Here is a 15623-nt window from a genome sequence, read left to right on the forward strand (position 1 = left end):
GGTGGCCTGCACGAGTTTCTGAGACGCACGAGGACGGGACGGCTGACATGCTCACGCAGGACCCCTTCCTCGGCGCGGTCCCGGAGGCCGACCAGGTGCTCGAGGCCGTGGCAGCCGGCGTCCCCGAGACGCTGGCCCGCTTCTCCTACGACGTGCGCGCCAACCGCTGGTGGTGGTCGGACGAGATGTTCGCCCTGCACGGAATGGAGCCTGGCGAGACCGTGCCGACCACCGAGCTGCTGCTGGCGCACAAGCACCCGGAGGACCGGCTGCGCACCGAGGGCACGCTGTCCGGCGCGCTCGCGACGGGGGAGCCGTTCTGCTGCCGGCACCGCATCGTCGATGCGGACGGCGGGGTCCGGCACGTCCTGTCGATCGGCGTGGGCGTGTTCGACGCCGACCGCCGGATCGTGGCCGTCAACGGCTACTTCGTCGACCTCACCGACTTCGTCGACCACCCCCAGCCGTACGGCGGGTTGACGGTGCTCGAGCCCACGTCGTTCGACCCCGTCGTGGAACACGCCAAGGGCGTCCTCGTCGCGGCCTACCGACTCTCTCCCGACGCCGCCCTCGAACTGCTCTGGTGGGCGGCCCGCCAGCGCGCGGTGCCGCTGCCGACCCTCGCGCGCGCGCTCGTGGACGACTTCATGCTGGCCCCGACCAACGAGGTCAGCGCCGCGGCCCGGGCCGACCGGCTCCTCGGGCTGCTCCCGGGCTCCGTGGACTGACCGTCAGGCGCGCAGGACCTTCGTCATCGGCCGGCCCTTGGCCAGCTCGTCGACGAGCTTGTCCAGGTAGCGGATCTTCTGCATGAGGGGGTCCTCAACCTCTTCGACACGGACGCCGCACACCGTGCCGGCGATCGAGGAGGCCGCGGGGTTCAACCGCGCCTGGGCGAAGAAGTCCTCGAAGGTGGTGCCCGCGGACAGGTGGCTCTCCAGGGCGGCGTCGTCGTAACCGGTCAGCCACTCGATGACCTCGTCCAGCTCGTCCTTGGTCCGTCCCTTGCGCTCCACCTTCGCCAGGTAGAGCGGGTAGACGGAGGCGACGCTGCTCGTGAAGATCCGGCTCACGCCTCCGAGGATACGTTCGGGGGCATAGGGGAGTCGAGGAAGGTAGCCACCTCGGCGATGCGGTCCGGCACCAGGGTGAACCAGGCCCAGGTGCCCCGCCTCTCCTTGGTGAGCAGCCCGGCCTCGACGAGGACGCGAAGGTGGTGGCTGACCGTCGGCTGGGTGAGCCCGACGGCCTCGGCCATGTCGCAGACGCACGCCTCGCCGCTGTCGGACCCCTTGACGATGGAGAGCAGCTGCAGGCGCGCTGGGTCGGCGACGGCCTTGAGGAGCGTGGCGCGCCGCTCTGCCTCGTCCCGGGAGATCGGTCGGGGCGCCGAGCCCCCGCACCGCGAACCGGCGGCAACCAGGTCCTGGGGCGACGTCGTGATCGTGGTGACGGCCATGGTCCTCCTCGCTACATCGATGAGTCTCTATGTTGACAGGCATCTATGCAAGTGCCAGCCTCATGCATAGACAGCAGTCAATCAATCGGTGACGTCCCCGGGCGTACGCCGTCTCGTGGAGGGTCCGCGGTGAGCACCGACACCAGCCAGCACAGACCGGCACCGCACTCCTCACTGACCGCGCAGCTGTCCACCCTCGACCGGTTCCTTCCGCTGTGGATCGGTGCCGCGATGGGTGTCGGCCTGCTGCTGGGACGTGTGGTTCCCGGCCTCGGCGACGCGCTGTCCGCGATCGAGGTCGACGGCGTCTCGCTGCCCATCGCCCTGGGCCTGCTCGTGATGATGTACCCGGTGCTGGCCAAGGTGAGGTACGACCGGCTGGACGCCGTGACCTCCGACCGGCGGCTCATGGTGTCGTCCCTGGTGCTGAACTGGCTGGTCGGGCCGTTGCTGATGTTCACCCTCGCCTGGGTCTTCCTCCCGGACCTCCCGGCCTACCGCACCGGCCTCATCGTCGTCGGGTTGGCGCGGTGCATCGCGATGGTCATCATCTGGAACGACCTGGCGTGTGGCGACCGCGAGGCCGCTGCTGTCCTGGTGGCCCTGAACTCCGTCTTCCAGGTCGTCGCCTTCGCGGGGCTCGGCTGGTTCTACCTCGAGGTCCTCCCCGGGTGGCTGGGGCTGGACCAGGCCGCGCTCGACGTCTCGACCTGGGACATCGCGCGGTCGGTGCTGGTGTTCCTGGGCGTGCCGCTGGTGGCCGGGTACCTCAGCCGTCGCCTCGGCGAGAGGGCCAAGGGGCGCAGGTGGTACGAGGAGCGGTTCCTGCCGCGGGTCGGCCCCTGGGCCCTGTACGGGCTGCTGTTCACGATCGTCATCCTGTTCGCCCTGCAAGGTGAGGCGATCACCTCCAACCCGCTGGACGTGGCGCGGATCGCCGTCCCGCTGCTGGCCTACTTCGCGGTGATGTGGGGCGGCGGGTTCGCGCTCGGCGGGGCCCTGCGACTGGGGTACCAGCGGACGACGACCCTGGCCTTCACCGCGGCCGGCAACAACTTCGAGCTGGCCATCGCGGTCGCCATCGCCACCTTCGGTGCCGCCTCCGGCCAGGCGCTGGCCGGGGTGGTGGGGCCGCTCATCGAGGTGCCCGCGCTCGTGGGCCTCGTCTACGTCAGCCTCGCCCTGCGCCGCCGCTTCTCCCCCTCTCCCCGAAAGGCCGGCTCGTGAGCGACAAGCCCAGCGTCCTGTTCGTCTGCGTCCACAACGCCGGCCGGTCCCAGATGGCCGCGGCATACCTCGAGCACCTCTCCGGTGGTGCGGTCGAGGTCCGCTCCGCCGGCTCGCTGCCGGCCGAGCAGGTGAACCCCTCGGCGGTGCAGGCGATGGCCGAGGAGGGCATCGACATCGCCGCCCGGACGCCGAAGGTCCTGACCACCGAGGCCGTGGAGGCCTCCGACGTCGTCGTGACGATGGGCTGCGGCGACACCTGCCCCTTCTTCCCCGGCAAGCGCTACGAGGACTGGGTGCTCGACGACCCCGCCGGCAAGGGCGTCGACGCCGTGCGCCCGATCCGGGACGAGATCCGGCGGCGCGTGCTGGTCCTGCTCGACGAGCTGGGGACGGACCCGGCCTCTTCGGTGAGGCCGGGCGCGGCGACGACACAGGACTCCTGACCATCACCGAGACGGAAGAAGAGCCATGGCACCCACCACCGGTACAGGTCCGAGCCGCCTGACGCCCGGCGCTCCCGGCGCGACGGGTGCGGCGGAGCTGCCCGTCGTCGTCATCGGCGCCGGCCCCGTCGGGCTCGCTGCGGCAGCGCACCTGCTGCAGCGTGGCCTGCCCGCCCTCGTGCTCGAGTCGGGTGACCGGGTGGGGGCGGCGATGCGCGAGTGGGGCCACATCCGCACCTTCACGCCCTGGGAGTACCTCGTCGACCCGGCCGCGGAGCAGCTGCTGGCCACCCGGGGGTGGTCGCGCCCCCTGGGGCGGCGGTCTCCCACCGGCTCGGAGATCGTCGAGCAGTACCTCGAGCCCCTGGACGCTGCCCTGGGCGCGGTGGTCCGGACGGGGTCGCGCGTGGTCGCGGTCTCGAGGCTGGGCCTGGACCGCTCCCGGTCCCGAGGCCGGGCGGAGCGGCCCTTCGTCGTGCGGGTCGCCGGTACCGGTGGGGTGGTGCAGGACGTGCGGGCGCGCGCGGTGATCGACGCCTCGGGGACCTGGCAGCAGCACAACCCGCTCGGGGCCTCGGGGTTGCCGGCCATCGGTGAGGACCAGGCCCGGGCCGCGGGCTTCGTGGTCGGACCGCTGCCGGACGTGCTGGGGCGCGACCGTGCCCGCTTCGCCGGGCGCTCGACCCTCGTGGTGGGGATGGGGCACTCGGCAGCGAACACCCTGGTCGCCCTGGCCCAGCTGGCCGCGGAGGAACCGGGGACCCGGGTCGTCTGGGCCGTCCGGGGCACGAGCGCACGCCGGGTCTTCGGTGGTGCCGAGGCCGACCAGCTCGAGGACCGCGGCCGACTCGGGGCCGAGGTGCGCGGCCTCGTGGAGGCGGGCTCGACGGCATACCTCACCGGCTTCTCCACGCGCGAGCTGCGCATCGACGCGGACGCAGGCACGGTGAGCGTCCTCGGCGACACCGCCGAGGGTGAGCGGGTGGTCGAGGGGGTGCACACCGTCGTCGCCGCCACCGGCTTCCGACCGGACCTCGGCATCCTCGGGGAGCTGCGACTCGACCTCGACCCGGCCCTGCAGTCGGCTCGGGCGCTGGGTCCGCTCATCACCCCGGAGGAGCACAGCTGCGGCACCGTCAGACCGCACGGCTGGCGCGAGCTCGAGCACGTCGACGAGCCCGGCTTCTTCGTCGTGGGGATGAAGTCCTACGGCCGGGCGCCGACCTTCCTCGTCACGACCGGCAACGAGCAGGTCCGTTCGGTGGTCGCCCACCTCGCCGGTGACGACGCGGCGGCCGACGAGGTGCGCCTCGTCCTGCCGGAGACCGGCGTCTGCAGCTCGGCGAACGCACGCGCGGACCAGCCGCTCACGGCGGGATCCCGTCCACAGCTCGAGCTGGCGGCGGCTCCTGGGCAGGGGCAGGGAGGGTGCTGCGGCGGCCGCGCGCCGGACCACCCCCTGGCCCGACGCGCTGGTGTGGCGTCTCCGAAAGGGAGCCCCGGCAGGGTGACGCCACCCCTTCCCGCCGCGGGTGACCCGGTGCTTTCGCCCGTGGTCCCGTTGGCGGGCCGCTCGGATGCCACGCTAGCCACGCCGGCGGCGGCCTCCACGGGACCTTCGTTGCCGGATGACGGGCTTGCTCGGGAGTCAGGTGCGGCCGTCGGCGGCCGGCCTCCGGTGGCAGGGTTGCCTCCGGCGTCGCTGGCTCAGGTGGCGGTGATCCACTCCGCGTAGAAGGCACCCATCCCGGCGATCGCACAGATGCCGGCGACGATCCAGAAGCGGATGACGATCGTGATCTCGGCCCACCCGAGGAGCTCGAAGTGGTGGTGCAACGGCGCCATCCGGAGGACCCGCCTGCCGGTCAGCTTGAAGCTGGCGACCTGGGCGACGACGGACAGCGTGATGATGACGAAGAGGCCAGCGATCACGGGCAGCAGGAGCTCGGTGCGGGTGAGGATCGCCAGCCCGGCCAGGGCGGCGCCGAGGGAGAGTGAGCCCGTGTCGCCCATGATGATGGTCGCGGGGGAGGCGTTCCACCACAGGAAGCCGAAGCACGCCCCCGCCACGGCGCAGGCGACGACCGCGAGGTCGAGCGCGTCGCGAACCTCGTAGCAGCCGGGTCCGGGGGCGCTGGCGCAGCCCTGGTTGTACTGCCAGAGGCCGATGCCGGCATACGCTCCGAAGACCATCACCGACGCCCCGGTGGCGAGGCCGTCCAGGCCGTCGGTGATGTTGACGCCGTTCGACGCCCCGGCGACCAGCAGGTTCGCCCACACGACGAACAGGACGGCGCCGAGGACGGGCCCGGCGACGGCGAGGTCGAGGCGGGTGTCCCTGGCGACCGAGATCGCCGTCGACGCCGGCGAGCGCCCGTTCGCGTCCTCCAGCAGGAGGGCCGGCAGCGCGAAGGCCACGGTCACCAGGGCCTGGCCGAGGAGCTTCTGCCTCGAGGTCAGGCCCAGGCTGCGCGCCCTGGAGATCTTCGTGTAGTCGTCCAGGAAGCCGACGAGTCCCATGCCGACCAGGAGGACCAGGACCAGTAGCGCGCTGAGGGTGAGGCGGCCCGGCGCCACTGCGCCGTTGTCGCGCGAGCTCACCGCCAGCAGGGCGAGGTGCGAGCCGAAGTAGCCTGCGAGGGCCGCGCCGATGATGACGGCGCCACCCATCGTGGGCTTGCCGCGCTTGTAGTGGTGCTGGGTCAGGTCGTCGCGGATGAACTGGCCGTAGCCGCGGCGGACGAGGAACCGCACGAGCAGCGGTGTCCCGAGCAGGGAGACCACCATCGCGATCCCGCCGGCCAGCAGGATGTTGACCATGTCGCTCCCCCTCGTGCGCCTCGGGAGCGGTCCCTCACCCAGGGCGGTCCTGCGCACCCACGGGGCACCGTATGCCGCGCGCGTGCGGGGGCGGCCTACGCCCCTTTGCGGGCCCCAACCTAGGGCACATCGGGCGGCCGCCCGGGGTGCGCCGCGCCCGGCGTGGTGGGGCAGGCACGGGGAGCTCAGGGGTGGGGGCCTCCTCCCCTCGGCCAGCATGGCGACGTACTTCTCGATGCGGCGCGCCCTGGTCTCGGGCTTCTTGACGTCCTGGATCCGGTACAGGATCGCGAAGCGGTTGTGCCCGTCGAGGGTCTCGAAGGACGCTGCCGCAGCGGGGTTCGCCGCCAGCGCCGCCGCCAGGTCGTCCGGCACCGTTGAGGTGCGGGCGCCGTCGTAGGCAGCCTGCCAGCGTCCGTCAGCCCTGGCGCGTAAGACCTCGGCCAGCCCCGCAGGCCGCATCCGGCCCGGGTCGATGAGCGCTCGCGCCTTGTCCCGGTTGACCTTGGACCACCGGCTGCGCGACGTGCGGGGGGTGAACCGTTGCAGCCAGTGCTCGTCGTCGAACCTGTCCTTGCGCCCGTCGATCCAGCCGAAGCACAACGCGACCTCCAGGGCCCGGGCGTAGTCCAGCGGTATGTCTCCGGTGCCCTTCCTGCGCAGCCTGAGCCAGATCTCCGCGCTCGTCGCGTGGTGGACGCCCAGCCAGGCCTCGAACGCCTCGGCGGACTCGAACGCGACGACCTCCCTGTCCTCGTCCAACGGTGCCCTCACTCCTCCGTGCGCCTACTGCCAGGCGTCGGCACGCGTGAGGCAGAACGGGTGGCCGGCCGGGTCCAGCAGGACGCGCCACCTGCCCTCACCCGGCTGTTCGTCGGGCAGCGTGGCGCCGAGGGCGAGGCAGGCCTGCTCCGCGGCCTCGAGGTCGTCCACGGCCAGGTCGAGGTGGAACTGCTTGGACCCGTTGGGGTTCGGCCATGCCGGGGCCTGGTACCCCTCGACGCGGCCGAAGCCGAGGGCGTGAGCGGGCCCGGTCAGCATCGCGTAGTTGTCGTCGGCATAGGCCTGGTCCCAGCCGAGCACCTCCGTCCAGAACGCGGCGCTCGCGCCGGGGTCCGCGCAGTCGAGGGTGACCATCTTCAGTGCTGCGATGGGGTTCGCGGTGGGCATGCAGGGCTCCTTGTCCGTCCGACGTCGATGAGTTCCACGATGGCCGAGCATCCGCCGCGGTGGCTTGTAGAAACGCGACACCATCGACGTCGGCCCAAGCCGGGGTGCCTTGATGGCGCAACGGAGGCAACGGCCTGGGTTGAGTGCGCAGCGGTCCGGCAGGTGCGTGGACCCCGACGACCTCCGCTCGCGCCGAGGGTCTTCGAGCCGACAGCCGTGGATCCATGGCACGCTGGCGGCAGCCACGGGGAGGTTGCCATGGGGGAGTTGTCCGGTCGGGTAGCCCTGGTTGCGGGGGCGACGCGAGGTGCAGGGCGAGCGCTGGCCGTGGAGCTGGCGCGTGCCGGGGCTGTCGTCTACGCCACGGGACGTTCCGGCCGCGCCTCGGGCCCTTCCGACATGGGCCGACCTGAAACCATCGAGGAGACCGGGGACCTGATGGCTTCCGCCGGGGGTCAGGGCGTTGCACTGCGTGTCGACCACCTGGACGTCGACGCTGTACGCACCCTCGTGGACCGGATCCGGTCAGAACAGGGACGCCTCGACGTCCTGGTGAACGACATCTTCGGAGGTGACCGTTACGCGCAGTGGGACACGCCCCTGTGGGGCCATGACCTCGAGGGTGGGCTGCGCATGCTGCGCATGGGCATCGAGACCCACATCATCACCGCCGCGGTGGCACTCCCCCTCATGCTCGACTCGGGGGAAGGGCTGCTCGTGGAGATGACTGACGGCACGAGTGAGGCCAACGCCGGCGACCGTCCCGGCGTCGGCTTCTACTACGACTACGTCAAGGCCGGGGTCGACCGGCTCGTGCGCAACTTCGCGCGGGACCTGCGCGACACACCGGTCACGGCTGTGGGCGTGACTCCCGGCTGGCTGCGGTCCGAGCGCATGTTGGAAGGCTTCGGGGTCACCGAGGCGACCTGGCAGGAGTTCTGTCGCAAGGAGCCCAGCTTCGCAATCTCCGAGTCACCGACCTATGTCGCGCGCGGAGTGTGCGCGCTGGCTGCCGATGAGCAGCGAGAACGCTTCGGGGGCCGCGTGGTCACGGCCCGCCAGCTCGCGGATGCCTACGACGTCACCGATGTCGATGGCTCGCGGCCGGACTACTGGGGACTCATCGCGGACCACGGCTGGTCCGTGGAGGACCTTGAGAGCATCGAGCAATACCGCTGACCCACTCACCCGCACACTGAGCACGCTCCACCGGGATTCCGCACCCAGCCGGGAAGGAGCCGCCTGGCTGTCGAAGTAGTTTGACTCTGCATCCAATCCAAGTGCGTTACGGATACGAACTCCCTGCGTAAGAGCCAGATCCAAAAGGCGGTCGCTGTGGCCGCACCTGACAAGGGAGTCATGCATGCGCACCACCTCCAAGCTGGCCGGCATCGCGCTCGGTACGGCGGCCTTGGTCCCGTTCCTGGGCGCCGGCGTCGCGCACGCCGCCGATGGCACCACCACGGCCACCCTGCGGCCGGTCGCCCTCAACGGCGTCCAGGGCAGCGGCACCGCCATGGTCACCGTCAACGGCACGCGGATCGACGTCACCATGCGTGCCAACGGCCTGCTGCCGGACAACCCGCACGCAGCGCACATCCACTTCGGCGCCGACGCCCGACACGAGTGCCCGACGGCGAGCGACGACAAGGACGGCAACGGTCACCTCAACACCACCGAGGGCGGCCCGGCATACGGACCCGTCGTCGTGTCCTTGACCAAGACGGGGGACACCTCGCCCAAGAGCACCCTGGCGGTCGACCGCTTCGACACCGCCCCCGGAGGCAACCTCAGCTACGAGCGCGGCTCGATCAACGTGTCGCCTGACGTTGCGCAGGCCATCGTGGACGGCAAGGCCGTCGTGGTCGTGCACGGCGTCGACTACAACAAGGACGGCAAGTACGACGGCACCACCAAGAGCGACCTCGACCCCAGTCTGCCGACCGAGGCCACGGACCCGGCCATCTGCGGCGCCCTGCGGGCTGCTCCGGCCGGCGGCATGCAGACCGGCGCCGGTGGCACCTCCGGGTCGACCAACGACGAGCTGATGCTCCTCGGTGGCGGGTTCCTGCTCGCAGCGGCCGGCACCGGCGCCCTGGCTGCCCGCAAGGTCCGCAACCGCGCCTGATGTCCCTCGTGCGCAGGATCGGTGACCACCACGGCCGCTGGGTCGTGGTGGTCACCGCGCTGCTCGCGCTCGTCGGCGGTGTGCTCGTCCTGCGAGGGCTCACCGCCCCGGGCCCGCCGCCCCAGCCACGCCCCGCCGCTGCTGTGACCTCGACCCCGGCCTCCACGACGACGGCAAGCGGCTCACCAACCGCGACGGCGGCGAGCAGCTCGTCCACGGGGAGTCACGAGGCGGCCGCGCCGACCACGCCGCCTGGGAACTCGTCGGGGCCGATCCTGAGGCCCAGCCCGCCGGTGGCCCTGTCGATCCCGTCGATCGGGGTCCGGACGCGGGGCATCGTCGACCTGCACCTCGACTCCCGCGGGGAGCTGGAGGCGCCCACCGACTTCGACCGTGCGGGTTGGTATGCCGATGGCCCCACCCCGGGCGAGTTCGGGCCCTCGGTCATCGGCGCCCACGTCGACAGCAAGGCCGGCCCTGCCGTGTTCTACCGGCTGGGAGCCCTGCAGAAGGGGGCAGAGGTGGTCGTGACCCGCAAGGACGGCAGCACCGCCAGGTTCGTCGTCGACAAGGTCGCCCGCTACGCCAAGAAGGACTTCCCCACGGCCCTCGTCTACGGCGACACCAAGGGCCGCGCCGAGCTCCGGCTCATCACCTGCGGCGGCGCCTTCGACCAGAGCACCGGCCACTACGTCGACAACATCGTGGCCTTCGCACATCTGAAGGCCTGAGTGTCAGCCACGGGTAGCCGACCCACGGCAGAGCCCGGACCGCACTCTCCGGGATCTGCGGGCGGTCCCCGCATTGGTGCCCAGCCGACCGGTGGGTCCGAGCCGCGGGGCTATGACCTGCGGCGTCGTGGGCCCCGTGGGGCTCGAACCCACAACCTACGGATTAAAAGTCCGCAGCTCTGCCAATTGAGCTAGAGGCCCGGGGTGAGGGACTCGGTCGCCGAACCCGGGACGACAGGTGGGCATCTCGAGCCCGGTCTGACCGCGAGACGACCATACCTGTTCCCGGGCAAGGACCGGGTCGAGCATCGTTGACCGGCCCGCGAAGCCAGGCCTAGCCTTTCGCGGTGCGCGTTCTCGGGGTGTTGGGCGGGATGAGCTGGACCAGCACGGTCGAGTACTACCGCCACCTCAACCGGGGCGTGGCCGCCCGGCTCGGCGGCCTGCACTCCGCGCGTCTGCTCCTCCACAGCGTCGACTTCGCAGCGGTCGCCCAGATGCAGCACGAAGGGGACTGGGAGGGCACCACGGCCCTGCTGTTGGAGGCCGCGCAGGGTCTGGAGCGGGTCGGCGCCGAGGGCCTGGTCCTGGCGACGAACACCATGCACAAGGTCGCGGACCAGCTCCAGGCGGGCACGGACCTCCCGTTGCTGCACATCGCCGACGCGACCGCGGATCGTCTCAGCGCAGACGGCGTGCGCACCGTGGCGCTGCTGGCGACCGCCTTCACGATGGAGCAGGACTTCTACGTCGGGCGTCTGCGCGACCGAGGCCTGGAGGTCCTGGTCCCCGGGGAGGCCGAGCGCGCGGACGTGCACCGGATCATCTACGACGAGCTGTGCCAGGACGTCATCCGCGACTCCTCGCGTCGGCGCTACCGCGAGGTGATGGACCGCCTCGTCGAGCGCGGCGCCGAAGGGATCGTCCTGGGCTGCACCGAGATCGGGCTGCTCGTCGGGGCCGACGACGCGTCCGTGCCGCTCTACGACACCGCCGCCATCCACTGCGAACGTGCCGTCGACTGGATGCTCGCTGACTGACGGGTGGATGCTGCTGCGGGTGGCGCCGACGAGTCGCCCACCGCGGGTCGGGGAACCCCGGTCAACCCCCGCGCAACCGCCCGCCCGCCGGGGCCCACCTCAGTGACGCCCCACCGGCATCCCGTCAGGCCGCGGCCACTTCCACGCGTGCCAGAGGATCAACCCCGGGACCACCACCGTGCCGAGGGCGGCGAGAAGGGCGGTGGCAGCCGTCCACTGCGGTGGCGGCACGAGGTTCGTGATCCCGTACAGCAGACCTCCCGCGCCCAGCACGAGGTTGGTGCCGCGACAGTCCGCGTCCCTGAGCACGAGCGTGAGGTAGGCCATCACCATCGGAACCAGCCAGGCCAGCAGGGTGGTGAGCTGCGCGGCAGGTGTCTGGACGTCCTGGCCGTCCAGACGGCCCTGCGCCAGGTCCCGGAGGGCGCCGGGACGCTGCAGGAGCAGGCCGATGCTGGCCGACTGGCACATCGCGAGCGCGATCCACAGCACGACGATCCGTACCCTCCAGGCGAGCATCCGGACCTCCTCACCCGATCGGCTGCCGCGGCCCTTTCCGTTGGCGGCCAACAGCTCTCGCTCGACCCCCTCACCGTGGGTCCGTGGCCCGAGGACCAGGAGGGCCGAAGGTCCCCAGGAGCGGGAGGTGCGCCTCCACGGCATACGGCAGGGGTGCGCCGTGTATGCCGAGGGTCGGGGACGCGCGCACGGAACCCCCGGCCCCGCCGACCCGTTGGCCCGTCATGAGCACCCTCACCTGCCCCAAGTGCGGATCCGCGATGCGCAGCTACGAACGGAACCAGGTGCACGTCGACCAGTGCACAGGATGCGGCGGCCTCTTCCTCGACCGCGGAGAGCTCGAGGCGCTGGTGGCGGCCGAGAACGCCTGGCACGCGAACGTGCCGCAGCCCACGACCCCGCAACCCGGGTACCAGGGGCAGCCGCAGAACGCCTGGCAGCAGCCACCGGCCCAGGGGCACCAGGCGCCGTACCGGGCGACGTCGAAGGCTCCCCACGGCCAGTACGGACGTCGCCGCAAGTCCTTCCTCAGCGAGCTGTTCGACTAGAGGCGCCCCGCCTCCGGCGGCCATGCGGGATCCGGTCGGAACCGGCGTCACCCCGCCGACGGTGGGAGGATGGGTGGCGATGCGAAACGAGCCCAGCGGTCGTGACAACCCACGCCGTCCCGCGTTCTTCAGCCCCGCCGCGATGGAGTCCCAGGGCGGCACCGTCCCCGACCCCGCGCAGGTCACGGAGATCGCCCACGAGACGGCTGCGGTGCTCGTCGGCACGGGTCGCTCGGCGGACGACCCCGCTCTCACCGAGCGCCTCGTCGCCCTCGTCGACGAGCTCGGCCTCTCCACGGTCGCAGAGCTCTGGGCGGACCGTCCCGCGCGCAGCCTCCCCGGCGCCCTCTGGCGGCTCTACGCCCTGCGCGAGTGGGTCCAGCGCAACCCCGAGGAGGCGAGCGCCGACTACGCCGCCGGGATGCGCTTCACCGACGTCAACCACGTGGTCGCGGGGGTGGCGGAGCCCCCCGGGCCCGCGGAGCTGCAGGAGCTGACCGACGCCGTGCTGCGCGGGGTGTTCGCCGGCGAGCTCGACCTCGCCCTGCAGCGGGCTGCCGCGTTCTGCCGGGTCGTGGCGGCGGGGCGCGCCGACCGGGCGCACAGCACCGACGCGACCGACCGCGAGGCGGCCGGGCGGCAGACGCGACGCGCGGCCAACATGCTGACCACCGCCGAGGACCTCGAGGCCGGGGCGCACCTGTGGCAGGCGGGCCAGCTCACCTGAACGGCCCCTTGCACCAAACCCGCCTGTGGGTTCGTGGAACATCTGTGGCGCCGCCGGGGTTACAGTCGGACGTGCGCCGGGCCGCGGTAGCCCCGGGTCCCAACTGAAGCCGCTACGAGCGGCCACGCGCCGTGAGGCGCTCCCGGCCCGGCGCACAACCAGCTCGCGGTGGGGCCCGTTGCCGTCCTCGGCGGCCACCCTCCTCGGGACCGGGGCACTGGTGCCCGGGCGCACCGCCCTCCTCCGGGAGGGCATTCTTTCGCGGGCGTCAGTCCGTCGTGGCCTCTCCCGGGCAGGCCGCCGGGTGGGACTGTGCGTCCTCGCGGGCACTCTTGCGTGACCTGCGGCCCGGCCCCAGCCACCCGCAGACCGTGCAGGACGCGTGTGCGAACGAGCCCCGCTCGACCAGCACCGCCCTGACGTCACCGGGCCCGGTGCCTGCGTGGCCGGCGACGGGGTGGTCCCCGGGCGCCTCGGCGGGAGGGGACGGAGGCTCGGTGCCCGGCATACCTCCATCATCCGGCATAGGACGGGGTGACTAGTCACTGCCGGAATCCATGACCCGGATGGGTGGTTCTGGGGCCCCGGCGGTCAAGAGATGGCAAAGGTCGTTGCCCCTCGGGCACCGTGCTCGGTTAGCGTCGTGCCATGACCACCGACCCGGACGCCTCAGGCGACCTCACCGACGACGCCCTGCAGGGCGAGATCGAGCTCGTCGGTGACCTCGTCGTCGCCGCGTCCGCGAGCGAGCGGCCCCTCACCGACGAGGAGATCGACCGCGCCCTCGGCCTGGTCGAGGGGCACCGCAGCGCCCCGCACGGTGGCGGCCCGGCCCCGCACCGCTCATCGGCGCGCCTGCACGTCTGAGGGCGACATCTCCCCTCGAAGGGGACGATCCGGGCACTGGGGCCGGTCCCCTTCCGAGGTCCCGGGTTGCGCTCCGGAGTGCGGTTGCCCGTAGCATCGTCCCCGGCCATCCCCCCGCCTGACCGGAGAGAACCGTGGGCTTTCGCCTCACCCCCCAGGAGAACAGCTTCTACGATCTGTTCGCCAAGTCGGCCTCGCACCTCGTCGAGGGGTCGCGCGAGCTGACCAAGATGCTCGGCGCCGGCGTCGGGGAGCGCGACTCGATCGCCGCGCGCATGCGCGAGATCGAGCACGCGGCGGACGAGTCGACCCACGAGATCATCCGCAAGGTGAACAGCTCGTTCATCACCCCCTTCGACCGCGAGGACATCCACGGGCTCGCCTCCGCGCTCGACGACTGCATGGACCTCATGGACGCTGCGGTCGACCTCATCGTGCTGTACCGCGTGGGTGACCTGCCGGCCGGCGTCTCCGACCAGGTCGAGGTGCTCTCGCGGATGTCCGAGCTGACCGCCGAGGCGATGCCGCGGCTGCGCTCGATGAAGGACCTCTCCGAGTACTGGATCGAGATCAACCGGCTCGAGAACCAGGCCGACCAGACCTACCGCCGCCTCCTTGCGGGCCTCTTCAACGGTGACTTCGGCTCCGACGCCATCACCATCATGAAGCTCAAGGAGGTCGTCGAGGAGCTCGAGGCCGCGGCCGACGCGTTCGAGAGCGTCGCGCACAAGGTCGAGGGCATCGCGGTCAAGGAGTCCTGAGCCACCCCATGGAATGGCTTCCGGTCGGGATCGTCATCGCCCTGGCGATGGGGTTCAACTACACCAACGGCTTCCACGACGCCGCCAACGCCATCGCCACCTCGGTGTCGACGCGCGCGCTCACCCCGCGGGTCGCGCTCGCGATGGCCGCCGTCGCCAACCTGTTCGGCGCGTTCTTCGGCAAGAAGATCGCCGACACCGTGGGCAAGGGCATCATCGACGCCCCGATCGGCTCGACCGGCCTGGTCATCGTCGCGGCTGCCCTGATCGGCGCCATCGGGTGGAACCTGCTCACCTGGTGGTACGGCCTGCCCTCGTCCTCCTCGCACGCCCTCATCGGAGGCCTGGGCGGGGCGGCGCTGGCTGCCGGCGCCACCGTGAAGTGGCACGGCATCTGGGAGAAGGTCGTCATCCCGATGGTGCTCTCGCCCATCGTCGGCGTGATCCTCGGCTACATCGTCATGACCGTCATCCTGTGGCTCTTCCGGGGCGCCCAGCCCGGCAAGGTCTCTCGCGGCTTCCGCTACGCCCAGACCGCCTCGGCCGCCGCGATGGCCTTCGGCCACGGCCTGCAGGACGCGTCGAAGACCGTCGGCGTCGTCGTCCTCGCCCTCACCGTCGGTGGGTACCACTCGGGCAACAACGTCCCGCTGTGGGTGCTGCTGATCTCCGCGGTCGTCATCTCCCTCGGCACGTATGCCGGTGGCTGGCGGATCATGCGCACGCTGGGCCGCCGGATCATCCACCTCGACCCGCCCCAGGGGTTCGCGGCCGAGACGACCGCAGCCTCGATCCTGTACGTCGCGGGCCTGGCGTTCGGCGCCCCGATCTCGACGACGCACACGATCACCTCGGCGATCATGGGCGTCGGTGCCACCAAGCGCCTGTCCGCCGTGCGGTGGGGCGTGGCCGGCAACATCGTCGGCGCCTGGGTGCTCACCTTCCCCGGAGCGGGCATCGTCGCCGCCGTCAGCTTCTGGGTCATCCACCTCTTCGTCTGACTCCGGTTCCCCCTCCGCACCCTCCCCGTCGGTGCGGTCTTCCCACTTGTTGCCACCTGGTGGTCACTCGGGGCCGGTTTCGGTGCTGCGGTGACCACGACGTGGCAACAAGTGGACGTTGAACGGATCTCGGGACGAGCCTGGTGCGGCTGTCCACAGGCGAGCGGCAGGTCACGCGG

General features: G+C 71.6%; 18 protein-coding genes, 1 tRNA gene and 1 pseudogene. 13 read left to right on the forward strand and 7 right to left on the reverse strand.

Features of this window, described 5'->3' with window-relative positions; genetic code table 11:
* Positions 1 to 47 precede the first annotated feature (47 nt).
* Positions 48 to 728: a PAS and ANTAR domain-containing protein gene (locus ACYVDO_RS09435; protein WP_460935110.1), complete on the forward strand. Its 681-nt coding sequence runs from the start codon at positions 48 to 50 to the stop codon at positions 726 to 728.
* Between the two features lie 3 nt (positions 729 to 731).
* On the opposite strand, the gene ACYVDO_RS09440 is transcribed toward ACYVDO_RS09435, so the two are convergent.
* Both ACYVDO_RS09440 and ACYVDO_RS09445 read right to left on the reverse strand, forming a co-directional pair.
* Entirely contained in the window at positions 732 to 1073 is a 342-nt protein-coding gene (locus ACYVDO_RS09440) for a DUF2200 domain-containing protein (protein WP_460935112.1), read from the reverse strand.
* Entirely contained in the window at positions 1070 to 1459 is a 390-nt protein-coding gene (locus tag ACYVDO_RS09445; protein ID WP_460935114.1) for an ArsR/SmtB family transcription factor, read from the reverse strand. Before ACYVDO_RS09445 ends, ACYVDO_RS09440 begins: the two co-directional genes overlap by 4 nt.
* Positions 1460 to 1588: 129 nt before the next feature.
* Here ACYVDO_RS09445 and arsB point away from each other — a divergent pair, with 129 nt between their 5' ends.
* From arsB to ACYVDO_RS09460, 3 genes are read left to right on the forward strand one after another with little or no spacing between them, the layout of a single operon-like run.
* Positions 1589 to 2686, forward strand: coding sequence for an ACR3 family arsenite efflux transporter (gene arsB / locus ACYVDO_RS09450; RefSeq protein WP_460935117.1), 1098 nt, complete (start codon positions 1589 to 1591; stop codon positions 2684 to 2686).
* Positions 2683 to 3132: an arsenate reductase ArsC gene (locus ACYVDO_RS09455; protein ID WP_460935119.1), complete on the forward strand. Its 450-nt coding sequence runs from the start codon at positions 2683 to 2685 to the stop codon at positions 3130 to 3132. Before arsB ends, ACYVDO_RS09455 begins: the two co-directional genes overlap by 4 nt.
* 25 nt (positions 3133 to 3157) lie before the next feature.
* Positions 3158 to 4867 (forward strand): FAD-dependent oxidoreductase, encoded by a 1710-nt coding sequence (locus ACYVDO_RS09460; RefSeq protein WP_460935122.1) that lies wholly within the window; start codon positions 3158 to 3160, stop codon positions 4865 to 4867.
* On the opposite strand, the gene mraY is transcribed toward ACYVDO_RS09460, so the two are convergent.
* The 3 genes and pseudogenes from mraY to ACYVDO_RS09475 form a co-directional block, all read right to left on the reverse strand.
* A complete protein-coding gene (gene mraY, locus ACYVDO_RS09465) occupies positions 4840 to 5952 on the reverse strand; it encodes a phospho-N-acetylmuramoyl-pentapeptide-transferase (RefSeq protein WP_460935754.1) in 1113 nt (370 codons plus the stop codon). The genes ACYVDO_RS09460 and mraY overlap by 28 nt on opposite strands.
* Positions 5953 to 6168: 216 nt before the next feature.
* Positions 6169 to 6414, reverse strand: a pseudogene (locus ACYVDO_RS09470) (YdeI/OmpD-associated family protein); the annotation flags it as partial.
* 324 nt (positions 6415 to 6738) lie between these two features.
* Positions 6739 to 7122 carry a VOC family protein gene (locus tag ACYVDO_RS09475; RefSeq protein ID WP_460935124.1) on the reverse strand — a complete coding sequence of 128 codons (384 nt, stop codon included), beginning with the start codon at positions 7120 to 7122 and terminating at the stop codon, positions 6739 to 6741.
* 258 nt (positions 7123 to 7380) lie between these two features.
* Between ACYVDO_RS09475 and ACYVDO_RS09480 the strand changes: the two genes are divergently transcribed.
* The 3 genes from ACYVDO_RS09480 to ACYVDO_RS09490 all read left to right on the forward strand — a co-directional run bounded on the left by ACYVDO_RS09480 (position 7381) and on the right by ACYVDO_RS09490 (position 9981).
* Positions 7381 to 8301 (forward strand): SDR family oxidoreductase, encoded by a 921-nt coding sequence (locus ACYVDO_RS09480; protein WP_460935757.1) that lies wholly within the window; start codon positions 7381 to 7383, stop codon positions 8299 to 8301.
* Positions 8302 to 8485: 184 nt separating this feature from the next.
* Positions 8486 to 9250 (forward strand): CHRD domain-containing protein, encoded by a 765-nt coding sequence (locus tag ACYVDO_RS09485; RefSeq protein ID WP_460935126.1) that lies wholly within the window; start codon positions 8486 to 8488, stop codon positions 9248 to 9250.
* Positions 9250 to 9981 carry a class F sortase gene (locus tag ACYVDO_RS09490; RefSeq protein WP_460935129.1) on the forward strand — a complete coding sequence of 244 codons (732 nt, stop codon included), beginning with the start codon at positions 9250 to 9252 and terminating at the stop codon, positions 9979 to 9981. The genes ACYVDO_RS09485 and ACYVDO_RS09490 overlap by 1 nt, the downstream gene beginning before the upstream one ends.
* A 128-nt stretch (positions 9982 to 10109) precedes the next feature.
* Here the strand turns inward: ACYVDO_RS09490 and ACYVDO_RS09495 are convergent.
* Positions 10110 to 10182, reverse strand: a tRNA-Lys gene (locus tag ACYVDO_RS09495).
* Between the two features lie 146 nt (positions 10183 to 10328).
* Here ACYVDO_RS09495 and ACYVDO_RS09500 point away from each other — a divergent pair.
* A complete protein-coding gene (locus ACYVDO_RS09500) occupies positions 10329 to 11021 on the forward strand; it encodes an aspartate/glutamate racemase family protein (protein WP_460935131.1) in 693 nt (230 codons plus the stop codon).
* A gap of 99 nt (positions 11022 to 11120) precedes the next feature.
* Here the strand turns inward: ACYVDO_RS09500 and ACYVDO_RS09505 are convergent, their stop codons facing one another.
* Entirely contained in the window at positions 11121 to 11540 is a 420-nt protein-coding gene (locus ACYVDO_RS09505) for a hypothetical protein (RefSeq protein ID WP_460935133.1), read from the reverse strand.
* Positions 11541 to 11764: 224 nt separating this feature from the next.
* Between ACYVDO_RS09505 and ACYVDO_RS09510 the strand changes: the two genes are divergently transcribed.
* The 5 genes from ACYVDO_RS09510 (at position 11765) to ACYVDO_RS09530 (ending at position 15444) form a co-directional block, all read left to right on the forward strand.
* Positions 11765 to 12088 (forward strand): TFIIB-type zinc ribbon-containing protein, encoded by a 324-nt coding sequence (locus ACYVDO_RS09510; protein WP_460935135.1) that lies wholly within the window; start codon positions 11765 to 11767, stop codon positions 12086 to 12088.
* Positions 12089 to 12167: 79 nt separating this feature from the next.
* On the forward strand, positions 12168 to 12815 hold the full coding sequence (locus ACYVDO_RS09515; RefSeq protein ID WP_460935137.1) for a hypothetical protein: 648 nt from the start codon (positions 12168 to 12170) through the stop codon (positions 12813 to 12815).
* Between the two features lie 648 nt (positions 12816 to 13463).
* Positions 13464 to 13682 carry a hypothetical protein gene (locus tag ACYVDO_RS09520; protein ID WP_460935140.1) on the forward strand — a complete coding sequence of 73 codons (219 nt, stop codon included), beginning with the start codon at positions 13464 to 13466 and terminating at the stop codon, positions 13680 to 13682.
* 134 nt (positions 13683 to 13816) lie between these two features.
* Positions 13817 to 14443 carry a DUF47 domain-containing protein gene (locus tag ACYVDO_RS09525; RefSeq protein ID WP_460935142.1) on the forward strand — a complete coding sequence of 209 codons (627 nt, stop codon included), beginning with the start codon at positions 13817 to 13819 and terminating at the stop codon, positions 14441 to 14443.
* 8 nt (positions 14444 to 14451) lie between these two features.
* Complete coding sequence (locus ACYVDO_RS09530) at positions 14452 to 15444, forward strand: inorganic phosphate transporter (protein ID WP_460935144.1); 993 nt, start codon at positions 14452 to 14454, stop codon at positions 15442 to 15444.
* Positions 15445 to 15623: the final 179 nt, after the last annotated feature.

Source organism: Phycicoccus ginsengisoli, assembly GCF_054779295.1.

Excerpts from the sequence above, each read along its gene's own strand:
- ACYVDO_RS09510 (WP_460935135.1), top strand. The coding sequence starts at position 11,765 with ATGAGCACCCTCACCTGCCCCAAGTGCGGATCCGCGATGCGCAGCTAC.
- ACYVDO_RS09460 (WP_460935122.1), top strand. The coding sequence starts at position 3,158 with ATGGCACCCACCACCGGTACAGGTCCGAGCCGCCTGACGCCCGGCGCT.
- ACYVDO_RS09520 (WP_460935140.1), top strand. The coding sequence starts at position 13,464 with ATGACCACCGACCCGGACGCCTCAGGCGACCTCACCGACGACGCCCTG.
- ACYVDO_RS09445 (WP_460935114.1), bottom strand. The coding sequence starts at position 1,459 with ATGGCCGTCACCACGATCACGACGTCGCCCCAGGACCTGGTTGCCGCC.
- ACYVDO_RS09435 (WP_460935110.1), top strand. The coding sequence starts at position 48 with ATGCTCACGCAGGACCCCTTCCTCGGCGCGGTCCCGGAGGCCGACCAG.
- ACYVDO_RS09475 (WP_460935124.1), bottom strand. The coding sequence starts at position 7,122 with ATGCCCACCGCGAACCCCATCGCAGCACTGAAGATGGTCACCCTCGAC.
- ACYVDO_RS09505 (WP_460935133.1), bottom strand. The coding sequence starts at position 11,540 with ATGCTCGCCTGGAGGGTACGGATCGTCGTGCTGTGGATCGCGCTCGCG.
- ACYVDO_RS09480 (WP_460935757.1), top strand. The coding sequence starts at position 7,381 with ATGGGGGAGTTGTCCGGTCGGGTAGCCCTGGTTGCGGGGGCGACGCGA.
- mraY (WP_460935754.1), bottom strand. The coding sequence starts at position 5,952 with ATGGTCAACATCCTGCTGGCCGGCGGGATCGCGATGGTGGTCTCCCTG.
- ACYVDO_RS09515 (WP_460935137.1), top strand. The coding sequence starts at position 12,168 with ATGCGAAACGAGCCCAGCGGTCGTGACAACCCACGCCGTCCCGCGTTC.
- ACYVDO_RS09490 (WP_460935129.1), top strand. The coding sequence starts at position 9,250 with ATGTCCCTCGTGCGCAGGATCGGTGACCACCACGGCCGCTGGGTCGTG.
- ACYVDO_RS09485 (WP_460935126.1), top strand. The coding sequence starts at position 8,486 with ATGCGCACCACCTCCAAGCTGGCCGGCATCGCGCTCGGTACGGCGGCC.
- ACYVDO_RS09530 (WP_460935144.1), top strand. The coding sequence starts at position 14,452 with ATGGAATGGCTTCCGGTCGGGATCGTCATCGCCCTGGCGATGGGGTTC.